Origin of the sequence: Enterobacter asburiae (assembly GCF_008080435.1) — a bacterium.
In the GTDB taxonomy this organism is placed as follows: domain Bacteria; phylum Pseudomonadota; class Gammaproteobacteria; order Enterobacterales; family Enterobacteriaceae; genus Enterobacter; species Enterobacter asburiae_C.
The window spans coordinates 33,555-50,981 of sequence record NZ_VRKN01000014.1 but is presented as its reverse complement, the minus strand read 5'-3'; the positions used below and the strand labels follow the sequence as shown (position 1 = coordinate 50,981).

Annotated in this window: 16 protein-coding genes; 6 read left to right on the top strand and 10 right to left on the bottom strand. The window is 56.6% G+C overall.

The genetic code is table 11. The features are described from left to right. Window positions 1–14 precede the first annotated feature (14 nt). The 7 genes from aroB to FU672_RS19810 all read right to left on the bottom strand — a co-directional run bounded on the left by aroB (window position 15) and on the right by FU672_RS19810 (window position 5,227). Window positions 15–1,103: a 3-dehydroquinate synthase gene (aroB, locus tag FU672_RS19840; protein WP_133551014.1), complete on the bottom strand. Its 1,089-nt coding sequence runs from the start codon at window positions 1,101–1,103 to the stop codon at window positions 15–17. Between the two features lie 57 nt (window positions 1,104–1,160). After that, a complete protein-coding gene (gene aroK / locus FU672_RS19835; protein WP_003861630.1) occupies window positions 1,161–1,682 on the bottom strand; it encodes a shikimate kinase AroK in 522 nt (173 codons plus the stop codon). A 286-nt stretch (window positions 1,683–1,968) separates the two neighbouring features. After that, window positions 1,969–3,192, bottom strand: a complete 1,224-nt coding sequence (gene hofQ / locus FU672_RS19830) for a DNA uptake porin HofQ (RefSeq protein WP_262349031.1) — start codon at window positions 3,190–3,192, stop codon at window positions 1,969–1,971. Next, entirely contained in the window at window positions 3,119–3,523 is a 405-nt protein-coding gene (locus FU672_RS19825) for a HofP DNA utilization family protein (protein WP_148244505.1), read from the bottom strand. Before FU672_RS19825 ends, hofQ begins: the two co-directional genes overlap by 74 nt. Beyond that, window positions 3,513–3,968, bottom strand: coding sequence for a HofO family protein (locus FU672_RS19820; protein ID WP_148244504.1), 456 nt, complete (start codon window positions 3,966–3,968; stop codon window positions 3,513–3,515). The genes FU672_RS19825 and FU672_RS19820 overlap by 11 nt, the downstream gene beginning before the upstream one ends. Before the next feature lie 3 nt (window positions 3,969–3,971). Continuing rightward, window positions 3,972–4,454 carry a PilN domain-containing protein gene (locus tag FU672_RS19815; protein WP_148244503.1) on the bottom strand — a complete coding sequence of 161 codons (483 nt, stop codon included), beginning with the start codon at window positions 4,452–4,454 and terminating at the stop codon, window positions 3,972–3,974. After that, window positions 4,451–5,227 (bottom strand): pilus assembly protein PilM, encoded by a 777-nt coding sequence (locus FU672_RS19810; RefSeq protein WP_148244502.1) that lies wholly within the window; start codon window positions 5,225–5,227, stop codon window positions 4,451–4,453. Before FU672_RS19810 ends, FU672_RS19815 begins: the two co-directional genes overlap by 4 nt. Window positions 5,228–5,347: 120 nt before the next feature. Between FU672_RS19810 and mrcA the strand changes: the two genes are divergently transcribed. Beyond that, window positions 5,348–7,900, top strand: coding sequence for a peptidoglycan glycosyltransferase/peptidoglycan DD-transpeptidase MrcA (gene mrcA, locus FU672_RS19805; protein ID WP_187360835.1), 2,553 nt, complete (start codon window positions 5,348–5,350; stop codon window positions 7,898–7,900). Window positions 7,901–7,988: 88 nt separating this feature from the next. On the opposite strand, the gene nudE is transcribed toward mrcA, so the two are convergent. Further along, window positions 7,989–8,549: an ADP compounds hydrolase NudE gene (gene nudE / locus FU672_RS19800; RefSeq protein ID WP_148244500.1), complete on the bottom strand. Its 561-nt coding sequence runs from the start codon at window positions 8,547–8,549 to the stop codon at window positions 7,989–7,991. A 321-nt stretch (window positions 8,550–8,870) separates the two neighbouring features. Here nudE and FU672_RS19795 point away from each other — a divergent pair, with 321 nt between their 5' ends. The 5 genes from FU672_RS19795 to pckA all read left to right on the top strand — a co-directional run bounded on the left by FU672_RS19795 (window position 8,871) and on the right by pckA (window position 15,027). Further along, window positions 8,871–11,006 carry an intracellular growth attenuator family protein gene (locus FU672_RS19795; RefSeq protein WP_148244499.1) on the top strand — a complete coding sequence of 712 codons (2,136 nt, stop codon included), beginning with the start codon at window positions 8,871–8,873 and terminating at the stop codon, window positions 11,004–11,006. Window positions 11,007–11,073: 67 nt separating this feature from the next. Next, complete coding sequence (gene yrfG / locus FU672_RS19790; protein WP_032641117.1) at window positions 11,074–11,757, top strand: GMP/IMP nucleotidase; 684 nt, start codon at window positions 11,074–11,076, stop codon at window positions 11,755–11,757. Further along, the gene (gene hslR, locus FU672_RS19785) at window positions 11,754–12,155 is read left to right on the top strand and encodes a ribosome-associated heat shock protein Hsp15 (protein WP_023333710.1); all 402 of its coding nucleotides are present in this window, start codon (window positions 11,754–11,756) and stop codon (window positions 12,153–12,155) included. Before yrfG ends, hslR begins: the two co-directional genes overlap by 4 nt. A gap of 17 nt (window positions 12,156–12,172) precedes the next feature. After that, a complete protein-coding gene (gene hslO / locus FU672_RS19780; protein ID WP_162269339.1) occupies window positions 12,173–13,057 on the top strand; it encodes an Hsp33 family molecular chaperone HslO in 885 nt (294 codons plus the stop codon). 350 nt (window positions 13,058–13,407) lie between these two features. Then, window positions 13,408–15,027: a phosphoenolpyruvate carboxykinase (ATP) gene (gene pckA / locus FU672_RS19775; RefSeq protein WP_047345740.1), complete on the top strand. Its 1,620-nt coding sequence runs from the start codon at window positions 13,408–13,410 to the stop codon at window positions 15,025–15,027. Between the two features lie 126 nt (window positions 15,028–15,153). On the opposite strand, the gene envZ is transcribed toward pckA, so the two are convergent. After that, the gene (gene envZ, locus FU672_RS19770) at window positions 15,154–16,500 is read right to left on the bottom strand and encodes a two-component system sensor histidine kinase EnvZ (protein ID WP_008503047.1); all 1,347 of its coding nucleotides are present in this window, start codon (window positions 16,498–16,500) and stop codon (window positions 15,154–15,156) included. After that, complete coding sequence (gene ompR / locus FU672_RS19765) at window positions 16,497–17,216, bottom strand: osmolarity response regulator transcription factor OmpR (RefSeq protein ID WP_006177890.1); 720 nt, start codon at window positions 17,214–17,216, stop codon at window positions 16,497–16,499. The genes envZ and ompR overlap by 4 nt, the downstream gene beginning before the upstream one ends. Window positions 17,217–17,427 lie beyond the last annotated feature (211 nt).

Genomic DNA, 17,427 nt, shown 5'->3' with positions numbered 1-17,427 from the left:
GACCTTTCTAGTTGTTACGCCTGCTGACAATCAGCGATAGCGCCAAGAACGACATCGTGCGGCACTCCGCCGCGCACTTCACTCTTCCCTATTGCAAGCGGGAGTACAAGACGCATCTCACCTGCCAATACTTTTTTATCGCGCATCATGTGGGGTAAATACGCTTGCGCCGACATCTCCTGCGGTCCGGTCACCGGCAAACCTGCACGTTCAAGCAGCGCAATGATGCGTGCCGTCTCTTCCGGTGTGAACTGCCCGAGACGTTCTGAGGTGCGGGCAGCCATTACCATTCCGGCCGCAACGGCTTCACCGTGCAGCCAGTTACCGTAACCCATTTCGGCTTCAATCGCGTGACCAAACGTATGCCCCAGATTCAGTAAAGCACGTAAGCCCGTTTCACGCTCGTCTGCTGCGACAACTTCTGCTTTCAGCTCACAACAACGACGAATGCAGTATGCCAGTTTAGCCTCATCCAGGCACAGCAGCGCATCCATATTCTCTTCAAGCCAGCTAAAGAACTCGCCATCCAGAATAATGCCGTATTTGATCACTTCCGCCAGACCAGAGGCCAGTTCGCGCTTCGGCAGGGTTTTCAGACAGTCGAGATCCACCACCACCGATGCGGGCTGGTAGAACGCGCCAATCATGTTTTTGCCGAGCGGATGGTTGACTGCCGTTTTGCCACCCACAGAGGAGTCGACCTGGGACAGCAACGTGGTCGGGATTTGAATAAAACGGACGCCACGTTGATAGCTTGCGGCCGCAAAGCCGGTCAGATCGCCCACAACACCGCCGCCCAGGGCAAGCAGTGTTGTATCGCGACCGTGCGGTTTTTGCAGCAATGCGGTAAAGACGGTATCCAGTACCGTCAGGCTTTTATACTGCTCGCCATCGGGGAGAATCACACTGTCGACTTTTACGCCCGCCTGCTCAAGCAGGTGGCGTACACGGTCGAGATAAAGCGGAGCCAGCGTCTCATTGGTGACCAGCATCGCCTGATCACCCGCTTTCAGTGGTAAAAAGGAAGCTGGGTCGTTAAACAAACCAGCCGCGATGGTGATAGGGTAACTACGTTCCCCGAGAGTAACTGTAATCCTCTCCATGACGCGACATCCACCTTTAATGCTTTTACCCGCAGGCGAGTGTATATAAAGCCAGAATCAGTTGCTTTCCAGCATATGAATAATCTGGTTTGCAACCACTTTAGCGCTCTGGTCGTCAGTACGAATGGTCACATCGGCAATCTCTTCATACAGCGGATTGCGTTCATCGGCCAACGCTTCCAGAACTTCGCGTGGTGGCGTTTCAACCTGCAGCAGCGGGCGCTTTTTATCGCGCTGCGTACGTGCCAGCTGTTTCTCGATGGTCGTCTCAAGATAGACCACTACGCCACGGGCGGAGAGACGGTTGCGGGTTTCGCGAGATTTCACAGAGCCGCCGCCTGTTGCCAGAACGATGCCCTGTTTTTCCGTGAGTTCGTTGATCACTTTTTCTTCTCGGTCACGGAAACCTTCTTCGCCTTCTACGTCGAAAACCCAGCCCACATCAGCTCCGGTTCGTTTCTCAATCTCTTGATCAGAATCGTAAAATTCCATATTGAGTTGTTGAGCTAACTGACGCCCAATAGTGCTTTTGCCGGCACCCATAGGCCCAACCAGAAAGATATTGCGTTTCTCTGCCATTTTATCGGTACTACTAAGACTATTCGTTAATGGTAATCCCCGCTGCGCAGACACTCAGCGTAGCAGGACATGAACTGAAACCTCATATGCAATAGAGCGAGAGTCAGACTAAAAATTATCTCAATACTCCGGCTTGTTTGGCAACTGATTAAATCACCGCGTCGGGCGCATAAGGTAATAAGACGTAAGTCCAACTCAAATCGGTACTCCTTGTATGCTAATTCATGCCCCACGTCAAACATCTGCAACAAACTGAATGCAAAATCATTGCGGGGATCGTTACCCGTCAGCGAATACCGACCAGGCGTGGTGTAATAAACACCACTAACTCGCGCCGTTCATTATCCTTCCCATCGTGGCGAAAAAGCTGCCCAAGCCAGGGGATTTTTCCCAGCCCCGGCACACTGTCACTGCCGGTTTTGTTCTTCTGCGAAAAAATTCCGCCCAACGCCAGCGTTTCTCCACTTTTTACCTCCACCTGGGTTTCTATCTCTTGTTTGTCGATAGCCAGCGTTTCACCGTCAGCCTGCTGCAGAACCTGTCCCGGCATATTTTCACTGATGTGCAATTTCAGGCGCACGCGTCCCCCCGGTAATACCACCGGCGTGACCTCCATCCCTAATACCGCCTCCTTAAACTCAACGGAGGTGGCGCCGCTTTCACCGCTTGAGACCTGATACGGAATTTCACTCCCCTGCTTGATGCTGGCCGGTTGCATATGCGAGGCCAGCAGCCGCGGGCTGGCGATGATATCGACCTGCTGTTTTTGCTCCAGCGCAGAGAGCTCAAGATCCAGCAGCCGACCATTGATTCGTCCGATGTTAAAACCGACGTGGCTGGTGGCGCTGGCGACGGAAAGATCGCTGCCAAGCGTGGTGAGCTGACCAACCTTACCCGCGTCGGTGGCGTCGGCGAGATTCCACTTCACTCCCAGCTCACGCAGACTTTTTTCATTAATGGTCACAATATGCGCCGCCAGCTCGACCTGTTCGACGGGAATATCCATCTGAGCGGCCCAACGCAGCAGGGTATCCACCACCGTCTGGTTATCCCGAATTAGCAGCCGGTTGGTACGTTTGTCGACAGATAAACTCCCCTTCGGGCTCAGGAGTTTTTCCGCGGCTTTTTGCAGCTCTCCAGCATCGGCATAGGAAAAAGGGATGCTGTGAGACACCAGCGGCGCATCAAGCTGTCGACGCGCCCGCTCCTGTTCTGAACGTTCCTGCTGTTCACGCTGCCAGGCTGCGGTATGCACGTAAAAAATGCCGCCCTCCTCTCGCAAAACGAGGCCAGCGCTGGTGACAACCGTCTGTAACGCTTGCCGCCAGGGGACGCGCGTCAGGTTAAGTGAAAGCGTGCCGCCGACATCAGGCGATATCACCAGATTACGGCTCTCCTGTGTGACCAGGCTCTGCAGCAACTGGACCACAGGAACATCATCCACCACCAGCGTGACCGGCTTTGGCGCGGCGGCCCACAGCGGATGGCTGAACGCCAGCAGCCACAGCATTACCCGTAAATTCATTCTTGTCCGTTCCTTCTCGTTGCCACGTCCATTTTCCTGGTTCACATGTGTCACCCACATCAACAACCAGTTCCGTTTCATTGATGGCTGTTATCGTCCAGCCTGCCGGAAAGCGCTCATGCGTTTTCAGCCGGTACCAGCGCTTTTGCCCATCCTGTAAAATGCCGATAGCATTCTGTCCTCCCACCATGCCGCGATAGTGCCACTGCGCCAGCTCGCCAATAGCGCAGGGATCGTCCGGCGGGCAAAACGGATCGCGCATGCCGGTCAATAGCAGCGCTGAGCAAACCAGCAAATATCGCGCGCTATTTCGCATGTTCCAGCTCCAGCCGCAGGCGCAACGCCGTACCTTGTGGCGCAATCGCGAAAGCGGCGATCTGCACATCCCGCTGCGCCAGCCGGGAAAAAAGCCCCGGGAGTGCCTGCCACTCAACCTCCAGCATCAGTTCTCCTCCGTTCTGCAGCGGCTTCCAGTGAACCAGCGTCGTGTCATCGTCCTGAAAATCGAGCGGGGAAAACGGCGTCAGCTCCCGTGATTCCGTTGTATCCGGACGAAACGGCACCTTTCTGACGGCAGGCCATAACGCTGCGTTAGTCCTCGCGTCCTGAATCAGCTGGCGTTGTCGTTCAGCACACTGCCTGTCTACCGGCCTGAGCAAGGTGCCCCACGCAGCCAGTCCGGCCAGAAGACTCCCCAGACACCAGAAGAGCACCCGATTCCAGAGACGGCTTTCGCACCAGCGTTCTAACAGGGTATCCACGCGTTACCCCTCGCTTTTAAGATGAAGGGTGAACATCCAGCGCCCCTGGCTGTCCTGCCGAAGCTCACCCGCCGTCCCGGCCGTAAAACCCGCTATTTGGCCAAGCGCATCGCGCAGAGCAGACAGGGCCGGCAGGGTTATGGCATACCCGCTCAACATCAGCGCAGGAGGCTGATAGCGCAGCTCTGTCAGCCAGACCTGTGCCGGAATGGCGCGGGAAAGGGATTCCAGCACCGGTTGCCATGCGCGTCGTTGAAGTGTCTGCGCTTGTGCGCCGGGTCTCTGCCGGGAGATAAGCGCGCGCTGCACGGACTGCATTCCCGTCAGATCCGTTTGCAGCGCGTGCAGTCTCATAAGAGGGTTTATCCGCAGACAGAAAATGACCACGAACATCAACAGCACGGTGCCGACACACATTGCGCCCCAGAAACGCAGGCAACGCGCGCGCCGCTGCTGTCGCCAGGGCAGAAAGTTCATGATGCTCATCCGGGCACCTCACTCATGGCCAACGCCAGCGCAACGGTATAATCTGCGCCGCAGTCCGGTAGTGGGGCATGGCAGCGTTCCAGGATTTCCCACGGGTCACGTCGGTTATCAAACCGTGCGATGTCATCCGGACCAAGCGCCAGCAGCGCCGACAGCTCAGCCACGTTTTCGGCTTCTGTAGTAAAGCGGCGTCCCCACTGGTGGCGCATCGCCCACAGCCACTGCCGATCGTCCCGCCAGGCGATGCACGTCGCTGGCGCCACCGCAGGAAGAAGATTCGCCAGCGCGCTGGCATCCGGAGTAATGGCCACCAGCCGCAAACGCAGCGTTTTCGCCAGCGCCAGAAGGGTATCAACCTCGTTGTTTTGCGCGGCAGTCACGTGAAAGGAATTGCTGAAGGTGTCCTGCGCGTAATCGAAACAGAGCGTATCGGCAGACATCTCCAGTTCGCGTGCGAGCGCCGCGCCAAGCCATGAGAGCTGCTCGCTGTCGCGCAGCGCAACGGTCGGGCGAGGGAGCGACCGTTGCAGGGTGCGTGCTGCCGGGAAAGAGAGGAACACCCGGTGGTAGTGCGGCAGCGTTTTCCGCCAGTCGCGTAACGCATCAACCAGCTGTTCTGGCTGACAAATTTTGCCGTCACGAATGATGCCTTCGGCCAGAGGAATCGCCCACCAGCGGCGCAAGCACCAGCCGGACTTCTCCCGGGCCAACGCGACGATCAGCACCCTATCCTGTTGAATATGAACGCCCGTCTGCCATGTTTTGAAAGCCATGCTTCACGATCTCCTTATCGCCCGTCGCCTTGACGGCTATATCAATGAATCAGGCTTGCCTTTATACTACCGCGCGATTGTTTAGAAACTGCCCAAGTGAAACCAAATGGGAAATCTCCGGTGAAGTTCGTAAAGTATTTATTCATCCTTGCAGTCTGTTGCATTCTGCTGGGAGCAGGCTCGATTTACGGTTTGTACAAATATATTGAGCCACAGCTACCTGATGTCGCCACGCTTCGCGATGTGCGACTCCAGATCCCGATGCAGGTCTATAGCGCCGATGGCGAGCTGATGGCGCAGTATGGCGAGAAGCGTCGTATTCCGCTGACCTTAAACCAAATCCCCCCCGTGATGGTGAAAGCCTTTATCGCCACGGAGGACAGCCGTTTTTACGAGCACCACGGTGTCGATCCGGTGGGGATTTTCCGTGCCGCGAGCATTGCGTTGTTCTCTGGTCACGCCTCTCAGGGGGCGAGTACCATTACGCAGCAGCTGGCGCGTAACTTCTTCCTCAGCCCTGAAAAGACGCTGATACGTAAGATCAAAGAGGTGTTCCTTGCGATCCGTATTGAGCAGCTGCTGAGCAAAGACGAAATCCTTGAGCTGTACCTCAACAAAATCTACCTGGGCTACCGCGCCTATGGCGTGGGGGCTGCCGCACAGGTGTACTTCGGTAAGCCTGTTGAGCAACTCACCTTAAGCGAAATGGCAACTATTGCCGGTCTGCCGAAAGCGCCGTCCACGTTTAACCCGCTCTACTCGCTCGATCGCGCCACCGCGCGTCGTAACGTCGTCCTGTCACGTATGCTGAGCGAAGGCTACATCAGCCAGAGCGAGTACGACCAGGCGCGTAACGATGTCATTGACGCTAACTACCACGCCCCTGAGATCGCCTTCGCGTCACCTTACCTGACCGAAATGGTTCGCCAGGAGATGGTGAATCGTTATGGTGACAAGGCCTATGAAGATGGCTATCGCGTGTACACCACCGTCACCCGCAAAGTCCAGCAGGCGGCTCAGGAGGCGGTGCGGAACAACGTGATGGACTACGATATGCGTCACGGCTATCGCGGCCCGTCAAACGTGCTCTGGAAAGTGGGCGAAGGCGCGTGGGACAGCAAAAAAATCACCAGCACGCTGAAGGCGCTGCCAACCTATGGTCCGCTCCTTCCTGCCGTGGTGACGCAGGCCGATCCTCAGGAAGCCGTTGCGACGCTCGCGGACGGTACCTCCGTCTCCCTGCGTATGGACGGTATCCGCTGGGCGCGTCCATACCGCTCGGATACGCTGCAAGGCCCTACGCCGCGTAAAGTGACCGATGCGGTACAAACCGGGCAGCAAATCTGGGTGCGCAAGGTAGGCGAAGCCTGGTGGCTGGCACAGGTGCCGGACGTCAACTCGGCCCTGGTCTCTATCAATCCACAGAACGGTGCCGTCCTGGCCCTGGTCGGCGGGTTTGATTTCAACCAGAGCAAATTTAACCGCGCCACCCAGGCGCTGCGTCAGGTCGGTTCCAATATCAAACCGTTCCTCTACACGGCAGCGATGGATAAAGGCTTGACCCTCGCCAGCATCCTTAACGACGTGCCAATTTCCCGCTGGGATGCCGGTGCCGGTTCCGACTGGCAGCCGAAGAACTCACCTGCGGAATATGCCGGTCCCATTCGTCTTCGTCAGGGCCTGGGACAGTCGAAAAACGTGGTGATGGTGCGTGCCATGCGCGCGATGGGCGTCGACTATGCCGCAGAGTATCTGCAGCGCTTCGGTTTCCCGGCGCAGAACATCGTTCGCACCGAGTCGCTGGCGTTAGGCTCCGCCTCCTTTACGCCGCTTCAGGTTGCACGCGGGTACTCGGTGATGGCCAACGGCGGCTTCCTGATTGACCCGTACTTCATCAGCAAGATCGAGAACGATCAGGGCGGCGTGCTGTTCGAGGCGAAGCCGAAAATTGCCTGTGCAGAGTGCGATATTCCTGTGATTTACGGTAATACACCGAAATCTGACGTGCTTGAGAATAAGGACATGGAAGACCCTGCCGTATCGCAGGAGCAGCCGAACGGCGTTGTACCGCAGCCGCAGCTGGAGCAGGCTAACCAGTCGCTGGTGGCACAAACCGGTGCGCCGGAGTATGCCCCGCATGTGATCAACACGCCGCTGTCGTTCCTGATCAAAAGCGCGCTGAACACCAACATCTTCGGTGAACCGGGCTGGCAGGGTACAGGCTGGCGTGCAGGGCGTGATTTGCAGCGCCATGATATCGGCGGCAAAACGGGGACAACTAACAGCTCGAAAGATGCGTGGTTCTCCGGCTACGGTCCGGGCGTGGTGACATCGGTCTGGATCGGTTTCGACGATCACCGCCGTGACTTAGGTCGTACAACGGCATCCGGCGCGATTAAGGATCAGATTTCCGGCTACGAAGGCGGCGCGAAGAGCGCGCAGCCGGCCTGGGACGCCTACATGAAGTCCGTTCTTGAAGGCGTGCCGGAGCAGCCGTTGACGCCACCGCCAGGCGTAGTGACGGTCAATATCGACCGCAGTACGGGTCAGCTCGCCAACGGCGGTAATAGTCGCGAAGAGTATTTCATCGAGGGCACGCAGCCAACCACACAGGCGGTGCATGAGGTGGGGACAGAGATTATTGATAACGGCGAAACGCACGAGTTGTTCTGACAACAAAGCAAAACGGCAACTTCTGGTTGCCGTTTTTGTGTTTGCTCCCTCTCCCGTGGGAGAGGGTTGAGGTGAGGGCATCAGGCCACTACAGTCGCCCCTGCCCCTTCAACCACTCCCGGACCAGGAACAGCGCGCTCACGTTGCGAGCCTCATTAAAGTCAGGGTCTTCCAGCAGATCCATCAGGTGCGCTAACGGCCAGCGAACCTGCGGCAGCGGCTCCGGCTCATCCCCTTCCAGCGATTCAGGATAGAGATCTTCAGCCACCACGATATTCATTTTGCTGGAAAAATAGGACGGCGCCATGCTCAGTTTTTTCAGGAACGAAAGCTCATTGGCCCCGAAGCCGACCTCTTCTTTCAGCTCACGGTTTGCCGCTTCAAAGACGGTTTCACCCGGGTCGATAAGCCCTTTCGAGAACCCAAGCTCGTAAGATTCCGTTCCCACAGCGTATTCGCGGATCAAAATCAGATGATCGTCGACAATGGGAACAATCATCACCGCTTCGCGCGAAGAGGGGCGCATACGTTCATAAACGCGACGCACACCGTTGCTGAACTCCAGGTCCACACTTTCGATATTAAACAGACGCGATTTGGCGACAGTTTCAACATTCAGAATGGTGGGTTTTTGTAGTGGTTTGCTCATCGTGATGGGTCTTAGCAGTAAGAACTGGCGTTATTGTGCGATATGCCGCACGGTTTCGGCAATGTCAATCGTTCTTTATTTACATTTATGCAACGTAGCAGGGATCAATCCTCAATTCAAAACAAATGTCAAGAGGTTGAAATGTTTCCAGGAATTTGCTGATATCGCGCCATAACAGGCTTTGCTATCATCACCGGTCACTGGGATGCGCTTCAGAATGCTCAAGTTCGACTCCATACTTGCCGATAGCCAACCACAGACTCTCATTCAATGTAAAGGTGCTACTGACTACACCTGTAAGATAAGTAAGATGGGGAAAGCATGAGCACCATTTTGATTGTTCTCGCTGCTATGCTGGCCAGCGCATTGGTTGCAGGGTGGTTGTACAGGCGCCGCGTACAGCGCCGTTATCGTCTGCCCTTTTTAAATGCATTTGCGGGTGCGAGCACGCGCAAACTCACGCAAGACGAGCGCGATGCGGTTGAAAACTACCTCGAAATCCTGAACCGTTCTCAGTTAACGCCTGGGCCAACGGGAGCCACCGCTGCGCCCGTCGCGCTAAAGCTTAATGCGCAAAGTGATACCGTGCTCTGCGTGACGCGCTCCATCACGCGCTATGGCATCACCACTGATGACCCCAATAAATGGCGCTATTACCTTGATTCCGTCGAAGTGCATCTGCCCCCGTCCTGGGAGCAATACATTAATGATGAAAACAGCGTTGAGCTGATTCACACCGATTCGTTGCCCCTGGTTATCTCACTTAACGGCCATACGCTGAATGAATACCTTCAGGAAGCCCCGCGTTTTGCGCTGGAGCGCGCGAGTTCGACGCAGGCTTCCATTCGTGGCGAAGAGACTGAGCAGATCGAACTGCTGAACATTCGCCAGGAGACGCATGAAGAGTACGCCCTGAGCCGCCCGGACGGAATACGTGAAGCCATTCTGATCGTCGCGGCCTTCCTGCTCTTTTTTTTCTGCCTGCTCACGCCGGATGTGTTTGTCCCCTGGCTGGCGGGAGGCGCGGTGCTGCTGCTGGCTGCCGGGCTTTGGGGACTCTTTGCCCCACCGGCCAAAACCTCGTTGCGAGAGATCCACTGCCTGCGCGGTACGCCAAAGCGCTGGGGCTTGTTCGGTGAAAACGATCAGGAACATCTCAACAATATCTCGCTCGGTATTATCGATCTGATCTACCCGCGCCACTGGCAACCGTGGATTGCGCAAGACTTAGGGCAGAAAACCGATATTGATATCTACCTTGACCGCCACGTTGTGCGTCAGGGGCGCTTCCTGTCTCTGCATGATGAAGTGACAAATTTCCCGCTTCAGCACTGGCTGCGCAGCGCGGTCATTGCCGGCGGCGCCGCGCTGGTCTTAGCCATGCTGCTGCTTTTCGTGCCGCTGGATATGCCCATCAAATTCACCCTGTCGTGGATCAAAGGGGCGCAAACCATTGAAGCGACCAGCGTCAACAAACTGGATGAAGCCGGTGTACGCGTGGGGGATACGCTGCGCCTGAAGGGTACCGGGATGTGTAATATTCACACCCCAGGGACGTGGAACACCCGCCAGAACTCACCGTTCATGCCGTTCGATTGCTCGCAAATTATCTGGAACGACGCGCCGCCGCTGCCGCTGCCGGAATCCGAAGTGGTGAATAAAGCCACGGCGCTTACCCAGACGGTTAACCGCCAGCTGCACCCGAAACCGGACGATGATTCGCACGTCAGCCCTGCGCTGCGCTCGGCCATTCAGAAATCAGGTATGGTTCTGCTGGATGATTTTGGTGACATCGTCCTGAAAACACAGGATTTATGCTCCTCTCAGGATGAGTGCATACGTCTTAAAAACGCCCTGGTAAACCTGGGGAACAGTAAAGACTGGGACTCGCTGGTGAAACGCGCCGAAGCCGGACGGCTGGATGGCGTTAACGTGCTGCTGCGTCCGGTGAGCGCTGAATCGCTGGATAACCTTGTCGCCACCTCGACCTCGCCGTTCATGATGCGCGAGACCACCCGAGCGGCTCAGGCGCTGAACAGCCCGGCTCCGGGCGGGTTTGTGATTGTCAGCGATGAAGGCAGCGACCTGGTCGATCAGCCTTACCCGCAGGTCGCGCTTTATGACTACCCGGCGCAGGAGCAGTGGAGCCAATTCCAGCGCCTGGCGCAGATGCTGATGCAAACGCCGTTCAGCGCCGAAGGAATTGTCACGAGTATTTATACCGATGCCAACGGCACTCGCCATATCGGCCTGCACCGGATGCCGGATAGCGCAGGTTTGTGGCGTTACATCGGTACCTCTCTGCTGATGACCGCGATGCTGATCGCCATTTTCTGGAACGGCTTTATGGCCCTGCGCCGCTACCAGCGCTCACGCACCCGCCTTGCCGACATCCAGCAGTATTATGAAAACTGCCTCAATCCTAAGCTGCTCCCCTCGTCTGAGAGCCTGATCTGATAACGTCGTTGCGCGACAAGATGTGCTACCCTGTCGCGCACGTTTCTTCTGGCTGGAGTTCCCCCTAATGCATCTTGATATCGCCTGGCAGGAGGTAGATACCGTTCTGCTGGATATGGACGGCACGCTGCTCGATCTCGCCTTTGATAACTATTTCTGGCAAACGCTGGTTCCTGAAACCTATGGCGAGCAGCAGGGGATCTCCCCGGCAGAAGCGCAGGCATTCATTCGTTCGCAATATAGCGCGGTGCAACATACGCTAAACTGGTACTGTCTTGACTACTGGAGCGAGCGCCTCGGTTTGGATATTTGTGCCATGACCACCGCCCAGGGCCCGCGCGCCGTTCTGCGCGAGGATACCGTGCCCTTTCTGGATGCGCTGAAAGCAAGCGGCAAGCGCCGTATTTTGCTGACCAACGCGCATCCACATAATCTGGCAGTGAAGCTGGAGCATACGGGTCTGGCGTCGCACCTTGATTTATTACTTTCCACCCACACATTTGGTTATCCGAAAGAGGATCAGCGGTTGTGGCATGCGGTGAAGGAAGAGACGGGTTTGCAGCCAGAACGTACGCTGTTCATCGATGACAGCGAGCCCATTCTGGATTCCGCGGCAAGGTTTGGCATTCGCTACTGTCTGGGCGTTACCAACCCTGACTCTGGCCTGGCTGAAAAAAGCTATCTGCGCCACCCTGGACTGAACGACTATCGCCAGATGATCCCCTCACTGACCGTGAAGGAGACGCCATGAAAGAAAAACCCTCTGACGGGGTAAGACTGGATAAATGGCTGTGGGCAGCGCGTTTTTATAAAACACGCGCCCTTGCCCGCGAGATGGTTGACGGCGGAAAAGTGCATTACAACGGCCAGCGCAGCAAACCGAGCAAGCTGGTTGAACTGAATGCCACCTTAACGCTGCGTCAGGGCAACGATGAACGTACGGTGGTGATTAAAGCCATTACCGAACAACGACGGCCCGCAACGGAAGCCGTACTGCTTTATGAAGAGACGGCGGAGAGCATTGAAAAACGCGAGAAGACCGCGCTGGCGCGCAAAATGAACGCGCTGACGATGCCTCACCCGGACCGGCGACCAGATAAAAAAGAGCGCCGCGATCTGATGAAATTTAAACACGGTGAGACTGAGTAACCTCACCCGCACGAGAGATGAAAATGGCCCAACACGACCAATTACACCGCTATCTGTTTGAACAATTCGCCGTGCGCGGCGAGCTGGTCACCGTATCCGAAACCTGGAAACAGATTCTGGAAAACCACAACTACCCGCTGCCGGTGAAGACCCTGTTGGGCGAACTGCTGGTTGCCACCAGCCTGCTGACGGCGACGCTGAAGTTTGCCGGTGATATCACCGTGCAGCTGCAGGGTGACGGTCCGATGACGCTGGCAGTGATCAACGGCAATAACCAGCAGCAGATGCGCGGCGTGGCGCGCGTTCAGGGCGACGTTCCTGAAAACGCGGATCTGAAAACACTGGTGGGCAATGGCTACCTGGTGATCACCATCTCCCCGGAAGAAGGTGAACGCTATCAGGGCGTGGTGGGTCTGGAAGGCGATACCCTGGCGGCCTGCCTGGAAGATTACTTCATGCGTTCTGAACAGCTGCCAACGCGTCTGTTTATCCGCACCGGTGAAGTGGACGGTCAGCCTGCTGCGGGCGGTATGCTGCTGCAGGTTCTACCTGCGCAGGACGCGCAGACCAATGACTTTGAGCACCTGGCGACGCTGACCGAAACCATCAAAGCGGAAGAGCTGTTCAACCTGTCGGCGACCGACGTGCTGTGGCGTCTGTACCACGAAGAAGAAGTGACGGTCTACGACCCGCAGGCGGTGGAATTTAAGTGCACCTGCTCCCGCGAGCGCTGCGCTGGCGCACTGAAAACCCTGCCGGATGAAGAGATCGACAGCATCATGGCGGAAGACGGCGAAATTGATATGCACTGTGACTACTGCGGTACACACTACGTGTTCAATTCGATGGATATCGCTGAGATCCGCAATAACGCCTCCCCGGCGGATCCGCAGGTTCACTAATATCCCCATCCTGTTCCCTCTCCCACAGGGAGAGGGTTAGGGTGAGGGCAATAATCCCCGCTTAAGCTGAATCGTTTTCCCTATGTAACTCTTACGTAATTTTCTTACGTGTATGCGATTACATTCACATTCCTTCCGATAAAATCACCACTCTTTAACCTTTTCGGAACATTTTCCCCAACCAAAAAGCGATTCCTGCGATAATCCGCCTGCGCTGTGACTGGAGTCGCAGCGTTTTCCGTTAGTAAGGGTTTTGTCCAGATGCGTAAATCTATGAGCCCCGTCGCGGTTAACAACCTCAGAAAAACCCTACAATTTCAGGCAGTACATATTGGCTAAGGAGCAGTGATATGCGTGTTACTGGTTTAACCCCGCAAGATCTCAAGGCTTATGGAATTCACGACGTCCAGGAAATCGTCTACAACCCCGACTACGATACGCTGTATCAGGAAGAGCTCAATCCAGCACTGGAAGGATACGAGCGCGGTGTGTTGACGAATCTTGGTGCTATCGCCGTCGATACCGGTATCTTTACCGGTCGTTCGCCGAAAGATAAGTATATCGTCCGAGACGAAACCACCCGCGATACGCTGTGGTGGGCTGACAAGGGCAAAGGGAAGAACGACAACAAACCGCTCTCCCCGGAAACCTGGCAGCACCTGAAAGGCCTCGTCACCCATCAACTTTCCGGCAAGCGCCTGTTCATTGTCGACGCTTTCTGCGGCGCTAACGCCGACACCCGTCTCTCCGTGCGTTTTATCACTGAAGTGGCCTGGCAGGCGCATTTCGTGAAAAACATGTTTATTCGTCCAACCGACGAAGAGCTGCAGGATTTCACCCCGGATTTCATCGTGATGAACGGTGCGAAATGCACGAATCCACAGTGGAAAGAGCAGGGTCTGAACTCCGAAAACTTTGTTGCCTTCAACCTGACCGAGCGTATCCAGCTGATCGGCGGTACCTGGTACGGCGGCGAAATGAAGAAAGGGATGTTCTCCGTCATGAACTACCTGCTGCCGCTGCGGGGCATCGCCTCCATGCACTGCTCGGCTAACGTCGGTGAAAAAGGCGACGTAGCGGTATTCTTCGGCCTGTCCGGCACCGGCAAAACCACTCTGTCCACCGATCCAAAACGTCGTCTCATTGGCGATGACGAACACGGCTGGGATGACGACGGCGTATTCAACTTTGAAGGCGGCTGCTACGCGAAGACCATTCGCCTGTCTGAAGAGGCCGAGCCGGATATCTTCCACGCGATCCGTCGCGATGCGCTGCTGGAAAACGTCACCGTGCGTGCCGATGGCTCCATCGACTTCGACGATGCGTCGAAAACGGAAAACACCCGCGTCTCTTACCCGATCTACCACATCGACAATATCGTGAAGCCGGTGTCAAAAGCGGGTCATGCCACGAAGGTCATTTTCCTGACGGCGGATGCGTTCGGCGTGCTGCCTCCGGTGTCTCGCCTGACGGCCAGCCAGACGCAGTACCACTTCCTCTCCGGCTTCACCGCCAAGCTGGCGGGTACCGAGCGCGGCGTGACGGAGCCAACCCCAACCTTCTCCGCCTGCTTCGGCGCGGCCTTCCTGTCGCTGCACCCGACGCAGTACGCTGAAGTGCTGGTGAAACGCATGCAGGCATCCGGCGCGCAGGCGTACCTGGTGAACACTGGCTGGAACGGTACCGGCAAACGTATATCTATCAAAGATACCCGCGCCATTATCGACGCCATTCTGGATGGTTCTCTGGACGATGCCGAAACCTTCACGCTGCCGATGTTTGACCTGGCGATCCCAACGTCGCTGCCGGGTGTGGATACGCATATCCTCGACCCGCGCAATACGTACGGTTCTCCGGAGCAGTGGCGTGAGAAGGCGGAATCGCTGGCGAAGCTGTTTATTGAGAACTTCGAGAAGTATACCGATACTCCGGCAGGTGAAGCGCTGGTGAGTGCGGGTCCGAAGCTGTAGCCCTTCTCCCTCTCCCCGTGGGAGAGGGCCGGGGTGAGGGCATCAGCCCGCAGAGGTCTTATGTTGTCGGGTGGCGGCTTCGCCTTACCCGACCTACAAAAAAGGGTGGCTAGTGCCACCCTTTTTTTAACTCTCTTTCACCTGCCCCCGCGTCACCGGTACCGGCAGCCAGGCGCGAATGCTCAACCCACCCCGCTCGCTGGTGCCAATCTCCAGCAGTCCGTTATGGTTATCCACAATACGCTGCACGATCGCCAGGCCTAAGCCTGTACCGCTGGTGCTGCGCGCACTGTCGCCACGCACAAATGGCTGGAACAGATGCTTACGCTGCTCGGGCTTGATGCCCGGACCGTCGTCTTCCACCTGGAACCAGGCGCGGTTGAGTTCAGACCCGCTACTGACTTTAATCCAGCCATTGCCGTAGCGCGCCGCGTTAACCACCATGTTGGCGACCGCACGCTTGATGGAGAGCGGGTGCATGCGTACCTGGATCTCCCCCGCCTGAAGGTCGGTATCAATCTCGCGCTCGTAGCCGCTTTCCGCCGCCACCACCTCGCCCAGCACCGCGTTCAGATCCGCCATCTCCATTGGCATCTCCTGCCCGGTGCGCAGGTAGTCGATGAACTGCTCAATGATGGCGTTACACTCTTCGATGTCCTTGTTGATGGACTCGGCAAGGTAACCGTCTTCTTCCCCCATCATCTCCGTCGCCAGACGAATACGCGTTAGCGGCGTGCGCAGGTCATGGCTGACGCCCGCCATCAGCAGCGTACGGTCATCCGCCAGCTGCTTCACGCCTGCCGCCATATGGTTAAACGCCCGCGTCACTGAACGGACTTCCGAGGCGCCATACTCGCGCAGCGGAGGAGGAATAATCCCTTTACCGACCTGCAGCGCAGCATGCTCCAGGTCGACCAGCGGTCGGTTCTGTATACGGATAAATAGCCACGCGCCGCCTATCGCCAGCAGCATGATGGCAAGGGTGTAGCGGAACAGCGGCGAGAAGTCGCCCTGATGGATTTCGGTCAGCGGGACGCGCACCCAGATATTGGGTGACAGCCAGGTTTTCAGCCAGACAACAGGCGAGCTTTTGTTGACCTCAACGCGCACTTCCGTTGGGCCGCCCAGCTGCTGCGCCATCTGCTGGCTGAGAAATTCGTAGTGCTGCGCCCAGCGCAGGCCAGCGTCTTCCGCCGCTTCGTTGGAGTAGAGCGAAATGCCCAGCTCACGGTAGATTTCACGGCGAAACGCCGGGGGAACAACCAGCTGCGTGCCGTCCTCCAGCTGCAGTTTGTCGGTCATCAGCATACGGACTTCGTAGGCCAGGACCTTATTAAACTGCTGGAGACTCGGCAGGATCGCAAAGTTCAGCACCACCAGATAGGTCGTCACCAGGCTGACGAACAGCAGGGTGACGATCAGTAACAGGGTGCGGGCAAACGAGCTACGCGGCGAGAAGCGCATTCGCCTCATGCTTTAGCGCCGTCCGGGACGAACACGTAGCCCAGACCCCATACGGTCTGAATATAACGAGGATGCGCAGGATCTTCTTCCACCATGCGGCGCAGGCGAGAGATCTGCACGTCAATGGAGCGTTCCATTGCGGAGTATTCGCGACCGCGCGCCAGGTTCATCAGCTTGTCACGGGAAAGCGGTTCACGCGGATGGCTGACCAGCGCTTTCAGTACCGCAAACTCGCCGCTGGTGAGCGGCATTGGCTCATCTTCACGGAACATCTCGCGCGTGCCGAGGTTCAGCTTGAACTTGCCGAAGGCAATGACGGCTTCTTCCTGAGACGGTGCGCCAGGCAGTTCGTTCGCCTGACGGCGCAGCACAGCGCGAATACGCGCCAGCAGTTCACGCGGGTTAAACGGTTTTGGAATGTAGTCGTCCGCACCGATTTCGAGGCCCACGATACGGTCAACTTCCTCGCCCTTCGCCGTCACCATGATGATCGGCATCGGGTTGCTCTGGCTGCGCAGACGGCGGCAAATAGAGAGCCCATCTTCGCCAGGCAGCATCAGGTCTAGCACCATCAGGTGGAAAGATTCACGGGTCAGCAGACGGTCCATCTGCTCAGCGTTCGCGACGCTACGAACCTGGAAGCCCTGCTCGGTCAGATAACGTTCCAGCAGCGCACGCAGGCGCATGTCGTCATCCACGACCAGAATTTTGTAGTTCTCTTGCATTGTGTGTACTCCCAAAGGTTCGGATAGTCTTTGTAACAGCGTATTCTAAAAAAGTGCACGTATTCGACCAGCTAATTCTGGTATAAATTCTAGTCGAAATTGTTACAAAGCATATTTAACAGCAGCTTATCTGCTCATTTCATCACATAAATCATTATTAATCCTGTCTGTTACACTGTGTGGTACGTATTGTGCGCAAGACAGTTAATCG

Bases quoted from the DNA above. Each gene is read 5' to 3' on its own strand.
- hofQ (WP_262349031.1), bottom strand. From the start codon at position 3,192: ATGCTGTGGCTGCTGGCGTTCAGCCATCCGCTGTGGGCCGCCGCGCCA.
- nudE (WP_148244500.1), bottom strand. From the start codon at position 8,549: ATGAGCAAACCACTACAAAAACCCACCATTCTGAATGTTGAAACTGTC.
- FU672_RS19810 (WP_148244502.1), bottom strand. From the start codon at position 5,227: ATGGCTTTCAAAACATGGCAGACGGGCGTTCATATTCAACAGGATAGG.
- FU672_RS19825 (WP_148244505.1), bottom strand. From the start codon at position 3,523: ATGCGAAATAGCGCGCGATATTTGCTGGTTTGCTCAGCGCTGCTATTG.
- FU672_RS19815 (WP_148244503.1), bottom strand. From the start codon at position 4,454: ATGAGCATCATGAACTTTCTGCCCTGGCGACAGCAGCGGCGCGCGCGT.
- aroK (WP_003861630.1), bottom strand. From the start codon at position 1,682: ATGGCAGAGAAACGCAATATCTTTCTGGTTGGGCCTATGGGTGCCGGC.
- envZ (WP_008503047.1), bottom strand. From the start codon at position 16,500: ATGAGGCGAATGCGCTTCTCGCCGCGTAGCTCGTTTGCCCGCACCCTG.
- yrfG (WP_032641117.1), top strand. From the start codon at position 11,074: ATGCATCTTGATATCGCCTGGCAGGAGGTAGATACCGTTCTGCTGGAT.
- hslO (WP_162269339.1), top strand. From the start codon at position 12,173: ATGAAAATGGCCCAACACGACCAATTACACCGCTATCTGTTTGAACAA.
- FU672_RS19795 (WP_148244499.1), top strand. From the start codon at position 8,871: ATGAGCACCATTTTGATTGTTCTCGCTGCTATGCTGGCCAGCGCATTG.
- ompR (WP_006177890.1), bottom strand. From the start codon at position 17,216: ATGCAAGAGAACTACAAAATTCTGGTCGTGGATGACGACATGCGCCTG.
- hslR (WP_023333710.1), top strand. From the start codon at position 11,754: ATGAAAGAAAAACCCTCTGACGGGGTAAGACTGGATAAATGGCTGTGG.
- pckA (WP_047345740.1), top strand. From the start codon at position 13,408: ATGCGTGTTACTGGTTTAACCCCGCAAGATCTCAAGGCTTATGGAATT.
- aroB (WP_133551014.1), bottom strand. From the start codon at position 1,103: ATGGAGAGGATTACAGTTACTCTCGGGGAACGTAGTTACCCTATCACC.